Annotated in this window: 14 protein-coding genes and 1 riboswitch; of the genes, 10 read left to right on the forward strand and 4 right to left on the reverse strand. The window is 66.9% G+C overall.

Annotated elements, in window-relative coordinates; all coding sequences use genetic code 11:
- From murG to ftsZ, 6 genes are all read left to right on the forward strand, one after another.
- On the forward strand, window positions 1-1,071 hold the full coding sequence (gene murG, locus ACYZGB_RS11995; protein ID WP_462388495.1) for an undecaprenyldiphospho-muramoylpentapeptide beta-N-acetylglucosaminyltransferase: 1,071 nt from the start codon (window positions 1-3) through the stop codon (window positions 1,069-1,071).
- On the forward strand, window positions 1,068-2,501 hold the full coding sequence (gene murC / locus ACYZGB_RS12000; protein WP_252659203.1) for a UDP-N-acetylmuramate--L-alanine ligase: 1,434 nt from the start codon (window positions 1,068-1,070) through the stop codon (window positions 2,499-2,501). The genes murG and murC overlap by 4 nt, the downstream gene beginning before the upstream one ends.
- The gene (locus tag ACYZGB_RS12005) at window positions 2,498-3,487 is read left to right on the forward strand and encodes a D-alanine--D-alanine ligase (RefSeq protein ID WP_462388497.1); all 990 of its coding nucleotides are present in this window, start codon (window positions 2,498-2,500) and stop codon (window positions 3,485-3,487) included. The genes murC and ACYZGB_RS12005 overlap by 4 nt, the downstream gene beginning before the upstream one ends.
- On the forward strand, window positions 3,487-4,305 hold the full coding sequence (locus ACYZGB_RS12010; protein WP_462388498.1) for a cell division protein FtsQ/DivIB: 819 nt from the start codon (window positions 3,487-3,489) through the stop codon (window positions 4,303-4,305). The genes ACYZGB_RS12005 and ACYZGB_RS12010 overlap by 1 nt, the downstream gene beginning before the upstream one ends.
- A gap of 113 nt (window positions 4,306-4,418) precedes the next feature.
- Window positions 4,419-5,648, forward strand: a complete 1,230-nt coding sequence (ftsA, locus tag ACYZGB_RS12015) for a cell division protein FtsA (RefSeq protein ID WP_063460085.1) — start codon at window positions 4,419-4,421, stop codon at window positions 5,646-5,648.
- A 151-nt stretch (window positions 5,649-5,799) separates the two neighbouring features.
- Window positions 5,800-7,041: a cell division protein FtsZ gene (gene ftsZ, locus ACYZGB_RS12020; protein WP_462388500.1), complete on the forward strand. Its 1,242-nt coding sequence runs from the start codon at window positions 5,800-5,802 to the stop codon at window positions 7,039-7,041.
- 166 nt (window positions 7,042-7,207) lie between these two features.
- Here ftsZ and ACYZGB_RS12025 read toward each other — a convergent pair whose 3' ends face one another.
- Complete coding sequence (locus ACYZGB_RS12025; protein ID WP_462388501.1) at window positions 7,208-8,986, reverse strand: methyl-accepting chemotaxis protein; 1,779 nt, start codon at window positions 8,984-8,986, stop codon at window positions 7,208-7,210.
- A gap of 217 nt (window positions 8,987-9,203) precedes the next feature.
- Here ACYZGB_RS12025 and lpxC point away from each other — a divergent pair, with 217 nt between their 5' ends.
- The 4 genes from lpxC (at window position 9,204) to ACYZGB_RS12045 (ending at window position 14,332) form a co-directional block, all read left to right on the forward strand.
- Complete coding sequence (gene lpxC / locus ACYZGB_RS12030; RefSeq protein WP_462388503.1) at window positions 9,204-10,127, forward strand: UDP-3-O-acyl-N-acetylglucosamine deacetylase; 924 nt, start codon at window positions 9,204-9,206, stop codon at window positions 10,125-10,127.
- Between the two features lie 7 nt (window positions 10,128-10,134).
- Window positions 10,135-10,311 (forward strand): hypothetical protein, encoded by a 177-nt coding sequence (locus tag ACYZGB_RS12035; RefSeq protein WP_165773891.1) that lies wholly within the window; start codon window positions 10,135-10,137, stop codon window positions 10,309-10,311.
- A gap of 50 nt (window positions 10,312-10,361) precedes the next feature.
- A riboswitch (TPP riboswitch) is annotated at window positions 10,362-10,485 on the forward strand.
- A gap of 115 nt (window positions 10,486-10,600) precedes the next feature.
- On the forward strand, window positions 10,601-12,505 hold the full coding sequence (gene thiC / locus ACYZGB_RS12040; protein WP_462388505.1) for a phosphomethylpyrimidine synthase ThiC: 1,905 nt from the start codon (window positions 10,601-10,603) through the stop codon (window positions 12,503-12,505).
- A gap of 192 nt (window positions 12,506-12,697) precedes the next feature.
- A complete protein-coding gene (locus ACYZGB_RS12045; protein WP_462388506.1) occupies window positions 12,698-14,332 on the forward strand; it encodes a methyl-accepting chemotaxis protein in 1,635 nt (544 codons plus the stop codon).
- A 219-nt stretch (window positions 14,333-14,551) separates the two neighbouring features.
- On the opposite strand, the gene ACYZGB_RS12050 is transcribed toward ACYZGB_RS12045, so the two are convergent.
- From ACYZGB_RS12050 to gspN, 3 genes are read right to left on the reverse strand one after another with little or no spacing between them, the layout of a single operon-like run.
- Complete coding sequence (locus ACYZGB_RS12050) at window positions 14,552-15,940, reverse strand: GspE/PulE family protein (protein ID WP_462388508.1); 1,389 nt, start codon at window positions 15,938-15,940, stop codon at window positions 14,552-14,554.
- A gap of 18 nt (window positions 15,941-15,958) precedes the next feature.
- Complete coding sequence (gspD, locus tag ACYZGB_RS12055; protein ID WP_462388509.1) at window positions 15,959-18,205, reverse strand: type II secretion system secretin GspD; 2,247 nt, start codon at window positions 18,203-18,205, stop codon at window positions 15,959-15,961.
- A 4-nt stretch (window positions 18,206-18,209) separates the two neighbouring features.
- The gene (gene gspN / locus ACYZGB_RS12060; RefSeq protein ID WP_462388511.1) at window positions 18,210-19,037 is read right to left on the reverse strand and encodes a type II secretion system protein N; all 828 of its coding nucleotides are present in this window, start codon (window positions 19,035-19,037) and stop codon (window positions 18,210-18,212) included.
- Window positions 19,038-19,066 lie beyond the last annotated feature (29 nt).

The raw sequence follows: 19,066 nt of genomic DNA on the forward strand, positions 1-19,066 counted from the left end.
ATGAGCAAGCAAAAGACCGCCCTCATCATGGCAGGTGGCACCGGCGGCCATATCTTCCCCGGCCTGGCCGTGGCCGAAGAGCTGCGCGCACGTGGCTGGCGCGTGCACTGGCTGGGTGCGCCTGGCAGCATGGAGTCGCGCATCGTGCCGCAGCACGGTTTTGCGCTGGAACTCATTGATTTTTCGGGTGTGCGCGGCAAGGGCATTGTTACGCTGGCCCTGCTGCCGCTGCGCCTGCTGCGCGCGTTCTGGCAAGCTTTGCAGGTGGTGCGCCGCGTCAAGCCCGATGTGGTGGTGGGCCTGGGTGGCTACATCACCTTTCCGGGCGGGATGATGGGCGTGCTGGCGGGCAAGCCCCTGGTGCTGCACGAGCAGAACTCGGTGGCGGGCATGGCCAACAAGGTGCTGGCCGGTGTGGCCGACCGCGTGTTTACCGCCTTCCCCAACGTGTTCAAGCAGGGCCAGTGGGTGGGCAACCCGCTGCGCACCGCCTTCACGCAGCAGCCCGGCCCGGCCGAGCGGTTTGCGGGCCGCAGCGGCCCGCTGCGCCTGCTGGTGGTGGGCGGCAGCCTGGGCGCGCGCGCGCTCAACGAGATCGTGCCGCAGGCTGTGGCGTTGATGCCTGCCGAACAACGGCCCACCGTGGTTCACCAGAGCGGCGCCACGCAGATCGACGCCTTGCGCGCCAACTATGCGGCGGCCGGGGTCGAGGCCGAATGCACGCCTTTCATCGACGACACGGCCAGCGCGTTTGCCGCCGCCGACATCATCGTCTGCCGTGCCGGTGCCAGCACCGTGACCGAAATTGCCGCCGTGGGGGCCGCGTCCATTTTTGTGCCTTTCCCCTCGGCCGTGGACGACCACCAGACCACCAACGCCCAGTTCCTGGTGCAGGCGGGGGGCGGCTGGCTGGTGCAGCAGCGCGACCTCACGCCCGAAGGGCTGTCGCAAATGCTATTGAATTTAGAGCGTTCCACGCTGATGGATAGCGCGCAGAAGGCCAAAAACATGCAAAAAATCAACGCCACCCGTGAAGTGGTGACTGCCTGCGAGGAGTTGGCCCAACCATGAAACACGCCATTCGCCACATCCATTTTGTAGGCCTGGGCGGCGCGGGCATGAGCGGCATCGCCGAGGTGCTGTTCAACCTGGGCTACCGCATCTCGGGCTCGGACCTGGCCGACAGCGCCACGCTGCGCCGCCTGCAGGGCCTGGGCATCCAGACCTGCCTGGGCCACGCGGCGGCGCACATCGACGGCGCGGACGCCGTGGTCACGTCCACGGCGGTGACGCCCGACAACCCCGAGGTGCTGGCCGCGCGCGAGAAGAAGATTCCCGTGGTGCCCCGCGCCCTCATGCTGGCCGAACTGATGCGTCTCAAGCAGGGCATCGCCATCGCGGGCACCCACGGCAAGACCACCACCACCAGCCTGGTGACCAGTGTGCTGGCCGAGGCGGGGCTGGACCCGACCTTCGTGATCGGCGGCAAGCTCAATAGCGCGGGCGCCAATGCCAAGCTGGGCAGCGGTGACTACATCGTGGTCGAGGCCGATGAGTCCGATGCGTCGTTTCTGAACCTGCTGCCTGTGATGGCCGTGGTCACCAACATCGACGCCGACCACATGGAAACCTACGGCCACGACTTCGGCCGACTCAAGGGCGCGTTTGTCGATTTCCTGCACCGCATGCCGTTCTATGGCACGGCCATCCTGTGCGTGGACAGTCCGGCCGTGCGCGACATCCTGCAAAGCGTGACCTGCCCGATCACCAGCTACGGCTTCTCGGAAGACGCTCAGGTGCGCGCCATCAACGTGCGCGCGGAGGCGGGGCAGATGCGCTTCACCGTGCAGCGGCGCAACGGCGTGACGCTGCCCGACATGGAGATCGTGCTCAACCTCGCGGGCGAGCACAACGTGCTCAATGCGCTGTCGGCGATTGCCGTGGCGGTGGAGCTGAACATCCCCGACGAAGCCGTGCAGCGCGCGCTGGCAGGCTTCAAGGGCGTGGGGCGGCGCTTCCAGAGCTATGGCGAACTGCCCGCGAAGGACGGCGGCACGTTCACCGTGATCGACGACTATGGCCACCACCCGGTGGAGATGGCCGCCACGCTGGCGGCTGCGCGCGGTGCGTTTCCGGGCCGCCGCCTGGTGCTGGCCTTCCAGCCGCACCGTTACAGCCGCACGCGCGACTGCTTCGAAGATTTCGTGAAGGTCATCGGCAACGCCGACGCCGTGCTGCTGACCGAGGTGTATGCGGCGGGCGAGGCGCCGGTGGTCGCGGCCGACGGCCGTTCACTGGCGCGCGCGCTGCGCGTGGCGGGCCGGGTGGAGCCCGTGTTCATCGACAACGTGGCCGACCTGCCCCAGGCCATTGCCGACAACGCCAAGGATGGCGACGTGGTGATGTGCATGGGCGCGGGCTCCATCGGCGCGGTGCCGGGTAAGGTGGTGGATTTGCTACAAAATAGTGAGCTTAAAGCGCTGAAGGGGAGCGCGGTATGACCTCTTTTGATTCCAATATTGATGTGAAATCCCTGGGCAAGGTGGCCGTGCTCATGGGCGGTGACTCGGCCGAGCGCGAGGTCTCGCTCATGTCGGGCAGCGGCGTGCTGCAGGCGCTGCGCTCGCGTGGGGTGGATGCCCATGCCTTCGACCCTGCGCAGAACGCGCTGGGCGACCTGAAGCGCGACGGTTATGCGCGCTGCTTCATCGCACTGCATGGCCGCCATGGCGAAGACGGCACGGTGCAGGGCGCACTGGAGCTGCTGGGCATCCCGTATACCGGCCCGGGCGTGATGGCGTCCAGCATCGCCATGGACAAGGTCATGACCAAGCGGGTGTGGCTGGCCGAGGGGTTGCCCACGCCGCGCTATGTGTGGCTGGCCCCCGACCGCCAGCAGCGCGAAGTGGTGCGCACCGTGCCGGACGAACTGGGCCTGCCGCTCATCGTGAAGCCCCCGCGCGAGGGCTCGTCGATTGGCGTGACCAAGGTGCGGGGCTACTCTGACATGCAGGAAGCTGTGCAGCTGTCGGCCCAGTACGACCCCGACGTGCTGTGCGAAGAGTTCATTGACGGCGAAGAAGTGACCTGCCCCGTGCTGGGCCAGGGCGCTGATGCCCGCGCACTGCCCGTGATCCGCATCGTGGCGCCTGATGGTGCCTACGACTACCAGAACAAATACTTCACCGACGACGTGAAGTACCAGTGCCCGAGCGGCCTGCCCGAAGCCGAGGAGCGCGAGATCCAGCGCATCGTGCTGGAGGCCTACCGCACGCTGGGCTGCCGGGGCTGGGGCCGGGCCGATCTGATGATCCGCGCGAGCGACCGCAAGCCCTTCCTGCTGGAGATGAATACCTCGCCGGGCATGACGGGCCATTCGCTGGTGCCCATGTCGGCGCGGGCCTCGGGCATCAGCTACGAGGAACTGTGCTTGCGCATCCTGGCGAGCGCGGCATTGGACACGCCCGCAAGGCCAAAGGCTGTCTGATGACCAACACCCTGCCCGCACCCCTGGACGTCAAGCTCATGAACCTGACCGCGTCGGTCCTGTTCGTGGGCTGCGCCCTGGCCGTGCTGGCAGCGGGGGTCGGGTGGGTGCTGCGCTACCCGGGCTTTGCGATTGCGCGCATCGTGGTGCAGGGCGAGCTGGTGCACAACAACGCCGTGACGCTGCGGGCCAATGTGGGGCCGCACCTGGTGGGCAACTTCTTCACGGTGGACCTTCGAGCCGCCCGCGAGGCCTTCGAGCAGGTGCCCTGGGTGCGCAGCGCCGAGGTGCGCCGTGTGTACCCGGCCAGCCTGCGGGTGGAGCTGCAGGAGCATGACGCGGTGGCGTTCTGGGGGCCGGAATCCGGCTCGGCCATGGTCAACAGCCACGGCGAGGTGTTCGAGGCCAACGTGGGCGATGTGGAACAGGAGGGTCTGCCGCGCCTGCTGGGCCCCCAGGGCTCGTCGGCCGAGGCACTGCAGATGGTGGGGCTGTTGCAGCCCGTGTTCCGGCCGCTGGGGCTGGAGGTGGAAGAGCTGGAGCTGACCGGCCGGGGTGGCTGGCGCGCGCGGCTGGACAGCGATGCCGTGGTCGAGCTGGGCGGCGGCACCCCCGAAGAGGTGGTGCAGCGCACGCAGCGGTTTGCGCGCACGCTGACCCAGGTGGCGGCGCAGTACGGGCGGCGTGTAGATGCGCTGGAGTCGGCCGACTTGCGTCATGCCGGGGGCTATGCGCTGCGGCTGCGGGGGGTCACCACGGTGATCCCCGATGCGGCAGGTGCGGTGGCCGGTGCCACCGGCGGCGTGCGCAGGAGGTGACGCGATGCAGGGTGGCAAGGCAACACAAGGTGCGGGGCAGGCCATCGCCATCGGGCGGCTGAGCAAGCGGTGGGATGGTCGGCGGGACAGAACAGAAAAGGGCAGAGGCTGATATGGCAAGAGAGTACAAAGACGTGGTGGTGGGGCTCGACATCGGCACGGCCAAGGTCATGGCCGTGGTGGCCGAGGTGCTGCCCGGCGGCGAGCTGAAACTGGCCGGCCTGGGCGTGGCGCCCAGCAACGGCCTCAAGCGTGGCGTGGTGGTGAACATCGACGCCACCGTGCAGAGCATCCAGCAGGCACTGAAAGAGGCCGAGCTGATGGCCGACTGCAAGATCCAGCGCGTGTACACCGGCATCACCGGCAGCCACATCCGCGGCCTCAACTCCAGCGGCATGGTGGCTGTGAAAGACAAGGAGGTCACCTCGGCCGATGTGGCGCGTGTGGTGGAGACGGCCAAGGCCATCAACATCAGCAGCGACCAGCGCCTTTTGCTGGTGGAGCCGCAGGAATTTGTGATCGATGGGCAGGACGTGAAGGAGCCCATCGGCATGAGCGGCATCCGCCTGGAGGCCAAGATCCACATCGTGACCGGCGCGCAGAGCGCGGCCGAGAACATCATCAAGTGCGTGCGCCGCTGCGGCCTGGAGGTCGAGCAGCTCATGCTCAACCCGCTGGCCAGCAGCCAGGCGGTGCTGACGGATGACGAGCGCGAGCTGGGCGTGGTGGTGGTGGACATCGGTGCGGGCACGACCGACGTGGCCATCTTCACTGGCGGTGCCATCCGCCACACGGCCGTGATCCCAATTGCGGGCGACCTCATCACCAGCGACATCGCCATGGCGCTGCGCACCCCCACCAAGGACGCTGAAGACATCAAGGTCGAAAGTGGCTACGCCAAGCAGCTGCTGGCCGACCCCGAGGCGCAGGTCGAAGTGCCCGGCCTGGGCGACCGCAGCCCCCGCATGCTGAGCAAGCAGGCGCTGGCCGGTGTGATCGAGCCGCGCGTGGAAGAAATCTTCTCGCTCGTGCAGCAGGTGGTGCGCGAGTCGGGCTATGAAGAAGTGCTGTCGTCGGGCATCGTGCTCACGGGCGGCAGCTCGGTGATGCCCGGGATGATCGAGCTGGGCGAGGACATCTTCCTCAAGCCCGTGCGGCGTGGCATTCCCAAGTATTCCAGCGCGCTGGCAGACATGGTGGCCCAGCCCCGTGCGGCCACGGTCATGGGTCTCCTGGAAGAGGCCCGGCTGGCCCGCCTGCGCGGCTTCAAGGTCGCGCAGAAGAGCGGGTCCATGAAGACCGCATTCGGGCGCTTCAAAGATTTCATCGTGGGGAATTTCTGACCATGAAATACCCACTCTGGCTGGCGCGAGGGAGTCCCCATCAAACGCCGCGTGAGCGATGGCGATGTACAGGACCGCCACGCTCTCCCGTACCCGGTACCCCAACCCCCATTTGGCAATTGCATACGAATTTAGAAACAGGAGCTCCAAGATGACCATCGAAATGATCGAAGCCGAAGAATTCAACCAGGGCACCCAGATCAAGGTGATCGGTGTGGGCGGCGGCGGCAGCAATGCCGTCGAGCACATGATTGCTCGCAGTGTGCAGGGCGTGGAGTTTGTCAGCGCCAACACCGATGCACAGGCGCTGACGCGCAGCTCTGCCCACCGTGTCATCCAGCTGGGTGGCAGCGGCCTGGGCGCAGGCGGCAAACCTGAAAAGGCCCGCGACGCCGCCGAAGCCGCCGTGGACGACATCCGCGACGCCATCCATGGCGCGCACATGCTGTTCATCACCGCCGGCATGGGCGGTGGCACGGGCACGGGGGCGGCCCCCGTGATCGCGCGCATTGCCAAGGAGATGGGCATCCTGACCGTGGGTGTGGTGACCAAGCCTTTCGATTGGGAAGGTGGCCGCCGCATGAAGAATGCCGACGACGGCCTGGCCGAACTCGAAGCCAATGTGGACTCGCTGATCGTGGTGCTCAACGAGAAGCTGCTCGATGTGCTGGGCGACGACATCACCCAGGACGAGGCCTTTGCCCATGCCAACGACGTGCTCAAGAACGCCGTGGGCGGCATTGCCGAAATCATCAACGAGTACGGCCAGGTGAACGTGGACTTTGAAGACGTGCGCACCGTGATGGGCGAGCCCGGTAAGGCCATGATGGGCACGGCCACGGCCAGCGGCCCGGACCGCGCGCGCATCGCCGCCGAGCAGGCCATCGCCTGCCCGCTGCTCGAAGGCATCGACCTGTCGGGCGCCAAGGGCGTGCTGGTGCTGGTCACGGCGAGCAAGGGCAGCCTCAAGCTGTCCGAGTCGCGCCAGGCCATGAACACCATCAACGCCTACGCATCGACCGACGCGCATGTGATCTTCGGTGCGGCCTACGACGAAACCCTGGGCGACGAGATCCGCGTGACCGTGGTGGCCACGGGCCTGTCGCGCGCCAACGCACGCCGCCAGCCGATCTCGGTGGTGCAGGGCGGCCTGCGCACGGGCACGGACAACATGGCCTACCAGATGCCCGTGGCGGGCGTGGGCACGATGGGTGGTGCCGTGGGTGTGCAGGGCGGCCATGCTGGCAGCTCGCAGGCCGATTACGGCAGCATGTCGGTGCCCAGCGTCTGGCGCACCAACCGCACGCAGGCAGCGGCCCGCGTGGACGCCCTGTCGTCGGGTGGCATGGACGACCTGGAAATCCCGGCCTTCCTGCGCAAGCAAGCCGACTGATTGGTGGGCTGGGGCCCCGGTGTTCCCGGGGCTGAGCAAGCCGCCATCAAAAAACCCCTGCCAGCGGGAGCTGGCAGGGGTTTTCTTTTGGGGGCGCCGGGGTGGATGCGGTGGCTGGCTTCGCAGGTGCGGGGCACCTGCGCGGTGAAGTCACTGCTTCAGGCCTTCAAAAGGATTCCCAGTCGTCGTTGTTGCCTGCCGCAGGCTTGAGGCTGCTGGCCTTGGGCGGCAGGGCCGCTGCGGGTTTGGTCGCCGAAGCTGCGGGGCGCGCTGCCGGGGTTTTGGCCAGGGCCGGGCGGGGCGCGGCGGCACGCACGGCGGGGGCTGCTGCTGGGGGCCGGGGGGCGGGGCGGCTGGCGGGCACGGAGGGTGCCGTGTGGCTGCCATTCACGCGGAACAGTGCAACCACCTGGGTGAGCTTCATGGCCTGCTCGCGCAGGCTGTCGGCGGCAGCGGCAGACTGTTCCACCAGCGCCGAGTTCTGCTGGGTCATCTGGTCGAGCTGGTTCACGGCCGTGTTGACCTGGGCAATGCCCTGGCTCTGCTCCGAGGTGGCCGAGCGGATCTCTCCGATGATGTCCGTCACGCGCTGAACGCTGTCCACGATCTCGGTCATGGTGGCGCCCGCATTGCCCACCAGTTGCGTGCCCGATGCCACTTTTTCCACGGAGGCATCGATCAGCGTCTTGATCTCCTTGGCGGCTGCGGCACTGCGCTGGGCCAGGCTGCGCACCTCGCTGGCGACCACCGCAAAACCGCGCCCCTGTTCGCCCGCGCGGGCGGCTTCGACGGCGGCGTTGAGCGCCAGGATGTTGGTCTGGAACGCAATACCGTCGATCACGCCGATGATGTCGCTGATCTTGTTGCTGCTGGCGTTGATGTCCTGCATGGTGGACACCACGCGGGACACCACCTCGCCCCCGCGCGCCGCCACAGCCGCAGCGGATGTCGCCATCTGGTTGGCGGTCTGCGCCGAGTCCGAGGTCTGCTTGACGGTGCTGGTTAGCTCCTCCATGCTGCTGGCCGTGGTCTGCAGGTTGCTGGCCGTGTCTTCGGTGCGGTGGGCCAGGTCGTTGTTGCCCTGGGCAATTTCGCCCGATGCCGTGGCAATGCTGTCGGTGGCCGAGCGCACCTCGGTGACCAGCTTGCGCAGCGAGGTGACCATGTGGGCGAGGCCGTCCAGCATCGAGCCCGGATGGGCGTTCGGGATCTGCGCGTCGAGGTTGCCATCGGCCACTTCCTGCATGATGGCGATGGCTTCGGTGGGCTCGCCGCCGATCTGGCGCAGCACAGAGCGCGACACGATCATGCCGATGGCCCCCACCACAAGGAACACCACCACCACCAGCGCTAGGCTGGACCACAGGGCCTTTTGCAGCAGCGCACCCACGTCATCGGTATACAGGCCTGAGCCCACCATCCAGTTCCAGCCATCCACCCGCACGATGTACTGCAGTTTGGGCACTGCGGTGGTCTGGCCGGGGCGGGGAAACATGGTGGGCACAAACGCCTTGCCATCCTTGCTGCTGCGCAGGCCGTTCACGAGCAGGCCGATGATGTCCACGCCCGAGCCGTCCTTGACCTTGCCCTGCATGTCCTGCCCATCCCATTCGGGCTTGAAGGGGTGCATCACCCCCACGCCTTCGGTGGTCCAGATGTAGAAGTATTCGGTCTTGCCCTCGGGGCCGCCGTAGCGCGCCAGGCGCAGGGCGTCCTTGGCGGCTTTCTGTGCTTCTTCCTGCGACATGGCGCCGCTGGCCGCCTTGGCCTGGTAGGCCGCCACGATGCTGTGGGCGGACTGGACGGCCGTGGTCAGCAGGTCTTTGCGCGATTCACTGATGAGCCGACGCTCCTGCAGCAGGGACATGATGGCCATGATCAACAGCGCAGCAAGTGCGGTGCCGATCATGAGCATGATTTTCATTTTGAAGCTGAGCTTGCTCATGGTGCTTTCTCCGGTGGGGCGGCGTCTGTCGGTCTCTGTAGGCTGTCACTTTGTATTTGCAGGGTGCGCCGGGGCGCTGCCGCCTGAGGATTGTGCGGCGAAGGCCGGGCGGGGCGCAGTAGGTGAAAACGCGGCGTTCGCTCTTCCAGCACGGCATGCGCGGGCGCGCAAAACCTCAGGGTGTGCGGGGCAGGGGCCCAGAAACTAAAATGCTCAGATGCTTCAGCAACGCACCCTCAAGACTTTGACCCGCGCCGTTGGCGTTGGACTGCACAGCGGCCAGAGGGTCGAACTGACGCTCCGGCCCGCCCAGCCCGACACCGGCATCGTCTTCCGCCGGGTGGACCTGCCCCAGCCCGTGGATATTCCGATCCGGGCCGAGGCCGTGACGGACACGCGGCTGGCCTCCACCATCGCGGTGGGCAACGCCAAGGTGCACACGGTGGAGCACCTGATGTCGGCCTGTGCGGGGCTGGGCATCGACAATCTCTATGTGGACATCACAGCCGAAGAGGTCCCTATCCTCGACGGGTCTTCGGCTTCGTTTGTGTTCCTGCTGCAAAGCGCCGGGGTGGAACTGCAGAACGCGCCCAAGCGTTTCATCCGCGTCACGCGGCCCGTGGAGGTGCGCGAGGGCGAAGGCGCCAACGTCAAGTGGGCGCGCCTCACGCCTTACCACGGCTACAAGCTCAGTTTCGAAATCGACTTTGACCACCCCGCCGTGGACTCCACCGGCCAGCGCGTCGAGTTTGACCTGGGGCAAGGCAACTACAGCCGCGACATCGCCCGCGCCCGCACCTTTGGCTTCACGCGCGATGTGGAAATGATGCGCTCCAACGGCCTGGCGTTGGGCGGGGGGCTGGACAACGCCATCGTGATGGACGACTACAAGGTGCTCAACAGCGACGGCCTGCGCTACGACGACGAGTTCGTGAAGCACAAGATCCTGGACGCCATGGGCGACCTCTACCTGATCGGCAAGCCCCTGCTGGCGGCCTACAGCGCGTTCCGTTCCGGTCACGCCATGAACAACCTGTTGCTGCGCGAGCTGCTGGCCCAGCGCGATGCCTGGGAGGTGGTCACCTTCGAGGACGAGCGCCAGGCGCCCACCGGTTTTGCGCAGCCCGTGCGCGCCTGGTAGTGCTGCGATGCTGATCTTCCGCTGGCTGGCCATGCTGCTGCTTCTGGCGGCGGCCGTGTCGTTTGCGTTTTATGCCGGTACCGGGCAGGCGCGCTACAAGCGCCTCGGTTTGGTCATCCTCAAATGGACGGTGATTGCGACCGTCTTCTTCTTTGCGGTGATCTTTATTGGTCGCCTGGCTTGACGCCCTGATGCGGGTGCTCTGCCGCCCCGTTTTTCCTCTGCCCTATACTCGCGCCTGCTCCGGGGTGTGCTGATGCGCTGAGATGCAAGGGTCCTGAAGGAATTCAGGCGAGCTTGCGAACCCGACGAACTTGATCCGGTTCATACCGGCGGAAGAAGAGCCGACCTCCTTGTCCCCGTGCCCGCAGTTTTTGCTGGCACGCCATGCCCCAGGCGCTGCCGTACCTGGGGGGGCGCACAGGTCCATTCCGGAGCAGACCCCACCGCCACCGGAACCAGGAGACCTGCCCATGAACGCCCCCGATCCCCACGCCAAGCTCGCCGCCCCTGAAAAGTTTGCCGAGCTGCTGGCACGCACACGCGAACCCTTCCCCGCATCCCGCAAGGCCTGTATCCCCGGCCAGCTGCACGCCGACCTGCGCGTGCCGGTGCGCGACATCGCGCTCACCAACGGCGAGCTGGTCAGCGTGTACGACACCTCCGGCCCTTACACCGACCCTGAAGCCGTGATCGACGTGCGCCAAGGCCTGGCCAGCGTGCGCGGCGGCTGGATCACTGGCCGTGGTGATGTGGAGCACTACGAAGGCCGTGCTCCCGTGGCGCTGGACGATGGCCAAAAGAGCGAAGACGCCACGCGCCTGGCCCAGCTGCGTGCCGAGGCCGCAGCCCTGCAACGCAAGCCCCTGCGCGCCAAGGCCGGTGCCAACGTCACGCAGATGCACTACGCCAAGAAGGGCATCATCACGCCCGAGATGGAATACGTGGCCATCCGCGAAAACGGCAAGCGCGAATGGATGGAGCAATACATGGCCGACGCAGGCCGCGAGAAGCGCCTGATGGGCAACCCCCTGGGTGCGAGCATCCCGCGCATCATCACCCCCGAATTCGTGCGCGACGAAGTGGCCCGGGGCCGCGCCATCATCCCCGCCAACATCAACCACCCCGAGGTGGAGCCGATGGCGATTGGCCGCAACTTCCTGGTCAAGATCAACGCCAACATTGGCAACTCGGCTGTCACGTCGAGCATCGAAGAAGAAGTGGAAAAGCTCGTGTGGGCGATCCGCTGGGGTGCCGACAACGTGATGGACCTGTCCACCGGCAAGAACATCCACACCACGCGCGACTGGATCGTGCGCAGCTCGCCCGTGCCGATTGGCACGGTGCCGATCTACCAGGCGCTGGAAAAGGTGGGCGGCGTGGCTGAAGACCTGACCTGGGAGATCTTCCGCGACACGCTGATCGAGCAGGCCGAGCAGGGCGTGGACTACTTCACCATCCACGCCGGTGTGCGCCTAGCCTACATCCACCTCACGGCGCAGCGGCGCACGGGCATCGTCTCGCGCGGCGGCTCCATCATGGCCAAGTGGTGCATGGCACACCACCGCGAGAGCTTCCTGTACGAGCACTTCGAGGACATCTGCGACATCATGAAGGCGTACGACGTGTCGTTCAGCCTGGGCGATGGCCTGCGTCCCGGCTGCGCGTCCGACGCCAATGACGAAGCGCAATTCGCCGAGCTGCACACGCTGGGCGAACTCACGCAAGTGGCCTGGAAGCACGACGTGCAGACCATGATCGAAGGCCCCGGCCATGTGCCCATGCACATGATCCAGGCCAACATGACCGAGCAGCTCAAGACCTGCCACGAAGCGCCGTTCTACACCCTGGGCCCGCTGACCATCGACATCGCCCCGGGCTACGACCACATTGCGTCCGCCATCGGCGCGGCCATGATCGGCTGGATGGGCACGGCCATGCTGTGCTACGTGACGCCCAAGGAACACCTGGGCCTGCCTGACCGCGACGACGTGAAGCAGGGGATCATTGCCTACAAGATTGCCGCCCACGCGGCCGACGTGGCCAAGGGCCACCCCGGCGCTCGCTCGCGCGACGATGCGCTCAGCCAGGCGCGCTTCGACTTCCGCTGGCAGGACCAGTTCAACCTGGGCCTGGACCCCGAGACGGCCAAGGAATACCACGACGAAACCCTGCCCAAGGACTCGGCCAAGGTGGCGCATTTCTGCTCGATGTGTGGCCCCAAGTTCTGCTCCATGAAGATCACGCAGGAAGTGCGCGACTTCGCCAAGCAGAAGGGCGTGGCCGAGGCCGACGCCCTGGCCCAGGGCATGGAGTCCAAGGCGGCGGAGTTCCAGCGCGGCGGCGGCGAACTCTACATCCCCCTCAAGCCCGTCTGAGCAGCTGGATAAGAACGGCTACTGGCCCCGTGGTTTCCCTACAAAAGGGCCATGGGGCCGTGCTTACCCTGTGCGGCAGGGGCAGCGGCTGGGCCTATATTTCCCCCAACGTCCGGCCCAGAAGGCCGGTTGGTGGGTGTGGCACCAAATTTGCTGTGCTGGGTAGTCTGTTAAAAATTGTAAGGAAGAGCCATGAATGCTCTCGGCCGCTTCTCCATCCGCACGCGTCTCTATTTCGGAACCGTCTTTTCCCTGATTCTTCTAGTCGTCATTGGCGCGATGGGTTATGTGGCCCTCGACCGCACGCGTGGCACGCTGCAAGTGCTGTTCTCCGAGCGGGTGCAGACGCTGACCGACATGTCCGAGCTGCGCACCACCCTGGGTGACCTGCGCCGGACCGAAAAAGACATCATCATCAATTTCAATAACTCGGTCGAGGTGTCTGCCCTGCGCGAGTCCTGGGCCAAGACCCTGGCTTCGCTGCGCAAGAACCTGGCCGAGGTGCGCCAGGTGCAGTCGGGTGATGCTGCGTTCATCGCATCCATCGACAAGTCCCTGGACGAGATCAAGCAGTACGAAACCGGCATTTCCCCCATCTTCGAGAAGATCGAGGGTGCGCAGCTGGACGGCGCGGGCGGTGGTGCCTACGCCGATCGCCTCAAGGTGCACATGGAGGCCACCGACAAGCTGTTCTCCAGTCTGGCCAGCTCGGCCCGCACGCAGATGGACGAAGCCCGCGCGGGCGTCGAGTCGCGCACCTCCACCATGTCGGCGCTGATTGGCATCGGGCTCGTGCTGGGGCTGGCGGTGCTGATCCCTCTCACTTTCTTCAGCGTGCGCTCCATCACCAAGTCGCTGGGCCAGGCGCAAGAGCTGGCCGAACGCATCGCCAGCGGAGATCTTTCGCGCGATGTGGCAGCCATGAACCAGGACGAAGTGGGCCAGCTGGTGTCGGCCATGGGCCGCATGCAGGACGCGCTGCGCGGCCTGGTGCGCCAGGTGCAGGACGCGGCGGGCAACATCTCCACCGCCAGCTCCGAGATTGCCAGCGGCAACCATGACCTGAGCCACCGCACCGAGCAGACGGCGGCCAACCTCGAAGAAACCGCTTCGTCGATGGAAGTGCTGACCAGTACGGTGCAGCAAAGCGCCCAGTCATCGCGCCAGGCCAGCGACTTTGCCTCGTCGGCCGCCGAAGTGGCCGCACGCGGCGGTGCCGTGGTGTCGCAGGTGGTGACCACCATGGACCAGATCACCACCAGCTCGCGCAAGATCGCCGACATCACCGGCGTGATCGACTCCATCGCGTTCCAGACCAACATCCTCGCGCTCAATGCAGCCGTGGAGGCCGCGCGTGCCGGCGAGCAGGGTCGGGGTTTTGCGGTGGTGGCCAGCGAGGTGCGCAACCTCGCGCAGCGCAGCGCCGAGGCGGCCAAGGAGATCAAGGGCCTGATCGGTTCGTCGGTGGAGCGGGTGGAAGACGGCTCGCGCCTGGTGAGCCAGGCCGGCCAGACCATGACCGAGATCGTGAGCAGCGTGCGCCGCGTGTCCGACATCATTGCGGAGATCACCGCCTCGTCGGCCGAGCAGAGCGACAACATCGGCCAGATCAGCCAGTCGGTCACCCAGCTTGACCAGATGACGCAGCAGAACGCCGCATTGGTGGAAGAGTCCACAGCGGCGTCCGAATCCCTCAGGGAGCAGGCGCACCACCTGACCAATGCGGTCAGCCAGTTCAAGCTGCAGGATGGCGCCTCTGTGGCGTTCGAAATGGCCGCAGCCCCAGCGGCTCCGGTGGGGCACCGGCCTGCGCTGCAGATCCGGTAGTTTTTGGGTTTGAGGTATTCAAGCCACTAGCGCTTATCCATCAAGCGCTAGCAGCTATCAAAGCGATAGCGAAGGGCGCATGGCTGGTGAAACCGGCGCGGCCCAGGCCAGCGCCCCCGTGCAAGGGCCGCCCCGCCGCACGGGGGGCGTCCCCCTCCCGACTTGCGCAGCAAGGCGAGAGAGGGGGAAGGCGCGAAGCGACTCAGGGGGTGTTTCACTTCAATCCCGCGTCACCCGCAGCACTTCTTCGCGGCTGGTGATGTCTGCTGCAATCAGGCGCTCGCCATCCTCGCGCATCAGCGCCATGCCGTCGGCCATGGCCGCAGTGCGAATGTCGGCTTCGGACGCCTGGTTGTGGATCTGCGCGCGGATCGCGTCCGTGGTCACCAGCAGCTCGAACACGCCCGTGCGGCCCGCGTAGCCCGTGTGGCCGCAGGCATCGCAGCCCGCACCGTGGCAGTGGCTGCAGTATTTGCGCACCAGCCGCTGGGCCAGCACGCCGAGCAATGAAGACGACAGCAGGAAGGGCTCCACGCCCATGTCGGTCAGGCGCGTGACGGCGCTGGCCGCGTCGTTGGTGTGCAGCGTGGCCAGCACCAAGTGGCCCGTGAGCGAGGCCTGGATGGCGATCTGCGCGGTCTCGAAGTCGCGGATTTCGCCGATCATGATGATGTCCGGGTCCTGGCGCAGGATGGCGCGCAGGGCCTTGGCGAAGGTCAGGTCGATCTTGCTGTTGACCTGGGTCTGGCCCACGCCCGGCAGCTCGTATTCGATGGGGTCTTCCACCGTCATGATGTTGTTGCGCGTAGCGTCCAGGCGCCCCAGGCCCGCATACAGCGTGGTCGTCTTGCCCGAACCCGTGGGCCCGGTCACCAGGATGATGCCGTGTGGCTGGCTGATCAGGCCCTCAAAACGTCGCAGCGTGTCGCCCTGCATGCCCACGGATTCCAGGCTGAGCTTGCTTTCGCTCTTGTCCAGCAGGCGCAGCACCGCGCGTTCGCCATGGGCGCTGGGCAGGGTGGACACGCGCACGTCGATGGCGCGGGTGCCCAGGCGCAGGCTGATGCGGCCGTCCTGCGGCAGGCGCTTCTCGGAGATGTCCAGGTCGGCCATGATCTTCAGGCGCGAGATCAGGGCCGCGTGCAGCGCTCGGTTGGGCTGCACCACTTCGCGCAGCGTGCCGTCTACCCGAAAGCGCACGCTCGAATGCCGCTCGTAGGGCTCGATGTGGATATCGCTCGCGCCGTCGCGCGCGGCCTGCGTGAGCAGGGCGTTGAGCATGCGGATGATGGGCGCATCGCCCGCCGATTCCAGCAAGTCCTCTACGGCGGGCAGCTCCTGCATCATGCGCGAGAGGTCGGCGTCGCTTTCGACCTCGCTGACCACCGTGGCGGCGCTCGATTCGCTGTGCGAATAGGCCGCGCTGATGCGCTGGGCCAGGCCAGGCGCATCGAGTGGCAGCAGCTGCTGCACGGGGTGCTTGCGCAGCACCTCGGACAGCGCACCCGCGTCGGGGCTGGGGCCATGCCACAGCACGAGCTGGTGGCCGTCATCCTCCAGCAGCAGCTGGGCCGTGCGGGCAAAGGCGTAGGGCAGGGGGTGGCGCATGGTCGTCAGCCTGCCTGCTTATTGCTGCGGCTGGAGCGCCGCCGGGGTGGCGGGCTTGGCGGCAGGTGCGGGCAGCGGAGGCAACACGGGGGCGCCCGACACGGTGCCCATCATCAGGCTGGGTGCGGGCTGGGTGTTCTGCTGCAGCGCGCGGATGGCGTCGTAGCGGTCCACCACCAATGCGTCGTTGGTAGCGTTGTCGCGCACCACAATGGGGCGCAGAAAGATCATCAGGTTGGTCTTGCGGCGCGAGCGGTTCTCGCTCTTGAACAGATTGCCCACCACAGGCAAATCACCCATCAGGGGCACTTTGTCCTCGCCCTGCGAGTAGGTGTCCTCCAGCAGGCCGCCAATCACGATGATGCTGCCGTCGTCCACCACCACGTTGGATTCGACCGCACGTTTGCTGGTGGTGGGGCCGGTGGCGTTGGACAGGGTGGAGCGGTCGATCTTGGAGATCTCCTGGTAGATCGCCATTTTCACCGTACCGTTCTCGCCGATCTGCGGGCGCACCTTGAGCATCAGGCCCACGTCCTTGCGCTCCACGGTGTTGAACGGGTTGACGGTGCCGTTGTTGCCGGTGTTCGCATACGAGCCCGTGACGAAGGGCACGTTGTCGCCGATGAGGATGCGCGCTTCCTCGTTGTCCAGCGTCATCAGGTTGGGGGTGGACAGCACGTTGGCATCGCCGCTGTTCTGCAGGAAGTTGGCCAGCGCGCCCAGGTAGTACTGGCCGTTGATGCGCGGCGCCAGCGCCAGGTTCATGCCCGCGCCCAGGCCTGTCGCAGCGGTGGCGATGCTGGTGGTGCTGCCCGACGCCAGTGCGGCTGTCAGCCCAATGATGTTGGAGCCCGCCACACCAGAGTTGGTGCCGATCACGCCCACGGTGCCATCGCCCTGCTTGCCCAGGATGCCCTGCCACTGGATGCCGAACTGTGCCACCTTGTTGGCCGCGACCTCGACGATCAGGCTCTCCACCAGCACCTGTGCGCGGCGGCCGTCGAGCTTGTCGATCACGGCGCGCAGCTGGCGGTACAGCGGCTCGGGCGCGGTGATGATGAGCGAGTTGGTGGTGGGGTCGGCCTGGATCTGCCCACCGGTGGAGGGCTGGTTGTTGTTGGTGGCGCTGGTGCCCATGGCGTTGTTGCCCGACCCGAGCCCGCTGCTGCTGCCGGTGCCCGACAGGCCGCTGCCGGTGGACAGCATGTTGCCGCTGCTGCCACCGCCGCTCAGCCCTGTGCTGGGGGCTGCTGCCGGGCTGGCGCCACCACCGGCCCCGGTGGGGCTGCCTGTGCCCATGGCCGCCATGGCCGCGCGCAAGGTGGTGGCCAGCTTGGTGGCGTCGGCGTTCTTGAGGTAGACCACGTGGATGTTGCCGCTGGCGGCGCTGCTGCCGGGGGCGGGCGGCTGGTCCAGCCGGTCCACCAGGGCGCGCACCTGGGCCACGCGGGCCGGGTTGGCCGCGCGCAGGATGAGCGAGTTGCTGCGCGGCTCGGCAATCAGCGTGGTCTTGAACGAGGTGTCGGCCTGGCCGGGCGTGGCCGCGGGCGCACTGCCGCCATCGATCAGGCGGGCCACCAGAGGTGCCATGTCGGCAGCGATGGCGTTGCGCAGCGGGATCACTTCCACGTCGCTCGCGTTGGAGACATCCATGGCCGCCACGATGCGCGCCAGGCGCTGCAGGTTGTCGGCGTAGTCGGTGATCACCAGCGAGTTGTTGCCGGGGTTCACGTTGATGGTGTTGTTGGGGCTGATGAGTGGGCGCAGCACCGGCACCAGGTTGGCCGCGTTCTCGAAGTTGAGCTTGAAGATCTGCGTGACGATCTGCCCGCCGCTGGGTGCGTTGCCGCTGCTCCCCTGCACCACGCTCACGTTGCCGCCTTGCAGCTTGGCGTCGGCCTCGGGCACCACCTTGTACAGGCCTGCGGCCTCGACCACCGTGAAGCCCTGCAAGCGCAGCGCGGCCAGAAACTGCTGGAACGCGGCGGCGGGGGTGACGGCGCGTTCGGTCACCAGGTTGAGCTGGCCTTTCACGCGCGGGTCCACCACCACGTTGCGGCCGGTGATGGTGGCCATGGTGCGCGCCACGGCCTCGATCTCGGCGTTGGCGAAGTTCAGTGTGACGGGTTCGCTCGGGCGCACGCTGCCGGTGCGGGTGTCGATCGCGGTTTGGGCAAAAATTTGGCCGCTACCGCCTGCTAGTAAAGCACTTGCAGCTATTGTTTTGAGAGCAAAACGCAGGCGTGGAGACAACAAGGAGGTCATAGATTCAACCCACGGTAATGATGGAGCGCGCGCCGTTGCGCCGTCCGATGATGTTCAGGAGATTCGACAGGGCGGCTTCGCGCTCGGGGGCGGCGCTGGCCTCGCCCGCAAACCGAAGGCGTTGGCCCACCCACTGGCCGGTGCCGCTGAGCTGCAGCGCGCCGTCCAGGGTGCTGAGTGTGAGGGTCGGCGTTTCGCCGCCTTGCAGGGCCAGCCGGTAGCTGCCCATGGGCCGCAGGGTGGACAGGCGCGACGACATGGCGCGTGCATCCAGCTGCGCCTGGCCGGACAGCACCATGCGGCCCGCTGCCCAGCGCATGGCAAGCGCCTGGGTCTGTAGGGCCAGCTGGCCCTGGGGCTGCAGCGTGTTCCAGGGGGTGCCCAGGCCCGCCAGCAGCGCGGCCGGCCACTGGCTCTGGCCGTCGGCCACCTTCAGGGTCATGCCCGCCCAGCTTGCCTGCACCCGGGCCTGCAAGGGGGCGGGGGTGCAACAGGCGGCGTGCAGCTGCACGCGCAGGCCATCGAAGTTGGGGCGCAGCTGCCAGTCCACGCGGCCGGGCAGGGCGGCGCTGTCGCGGCTGGCGGCGCCGCCGGTCAGCACCAGCTGGGCCGAGCCGGTCCAGACCGTGCCCCGTGCCTGCAGCAGCTGCACCTGTCCCTGGGTGGCGCGTGCCACGCCGCTGGCAAGCCAGTGCGCGGGCGCAAACGTGACCACGGCGGGCAGCACACCGGCCACGGCGCCCACCAGGGCCCAGCCCCAGGCGGGGCGGGGGGCGGCGGCCGTGGCCGTGCGGCCTCGGGGGTTGCGGTGCGTGCGTGGGGATCGGTTCACAGTGGCGGGGCGATTCAAGGGGCTCACCG

Source organism: Acidovorax sp. Q11 (genome assembly GCF_054950075.1).

What these genes read in the sequence shown, in the direction of transcription:
- lpxC (WP_462388503.1), top strand. Translation starts at nt 9,204, where the DNA reads ATGCTTCAGCAACGCACCCTCAAGACTTTGACCCGCGCCGTTGGCGTT.
- ACYZGB_RS12045 (WP_462388506.1), top strand. Translation starts at nt 12,698, where the DNA reads ATGAATGCTCTCGGCCGCTTCTCCATCCGCACGCGTCTCTATTTCGGA.
- ACYZGB_RS12010 (WP_462388498.1), top strand. Translation starts at nt 3,487, where the DNA reads ATGACCAACACCCTGCCCGCACCCCTGGACGTCAAGCTCATGAACCTG.
- ACYZGB_RS12005 (WP_462388497.1), top strand. Translation starts at nt 2,498, where the DNA reads ATGACCTCTTTTGATTCCAATATTGATGTGAAATCCCTGGGCAAGGTG.
- ftsZ (WP_462388500.1), top strand. Translation starts at nt 5,800, where the DNA reads ATGACCATCGAAATGATCGAAGCCGAAGAATTCAACCAGGGCACCCAG.
- ACYZGB_RS12035 (WP_165773891.1), top strand. Translation starts at nt 10,135, where the DNA reads ATGCTGATCTTCCGCTGGCTGGCCATGCTGCTGCTTCTGGCGGCGGCC.
- thiC (WP_462388505.1), top strand. Translation starts at nt 10,601, where the DNA reads ATGAACGCCCCCGATCCCCACGCCAAGCTCGCCGCCCCTGAAAAGTTT.
- ACYZGB_RS12025 (WP_462388501.1), bottom strand. Translation starts at nt 8,986, where the DNA reads ATGAGCAAGCTCAGCTTCAAAATGAAAATCATGCTCATGATCGGCACC.
- ACYZGB_RS12050 (WP_462388508.1), bottom strand. Translation starts at nt 15,940, where the DNA reads ATGCGCCACCCCCTGCCCTACGCCTTTGCCCGCACGGCCCAGCTGCTG.
- gspD (WP_462388509.1), bottom strand. Translation starts at nt 18,205, where the DNA reads ATGACCTCCTTGTTGTCTCCACGCCTGCGTTTTGCTCTCAAAACAATA.
- murC (WP_252659203.1), top strand. Translation starts at nt 1,068, where the DNA reads ATGAAACACGCCATTCGCCACATCCATTTTGTAGGCCTGGGCGGCGCG.
- ftsA (WP_063460085.1), top strand. Translation starts at nt 4,419, where the DNA reads ATGGCAAGAGAGTACAAAGACGTGGTGGTGGGGCTCGACATCGGCACG.
- murG (WP_462388495.1), top strand. Translation starts at nt 1, where the DNA reads ATGAGCAAGCAAAAGACCGCCCTCATCATGGCAGGTGGCACCGGCGGC.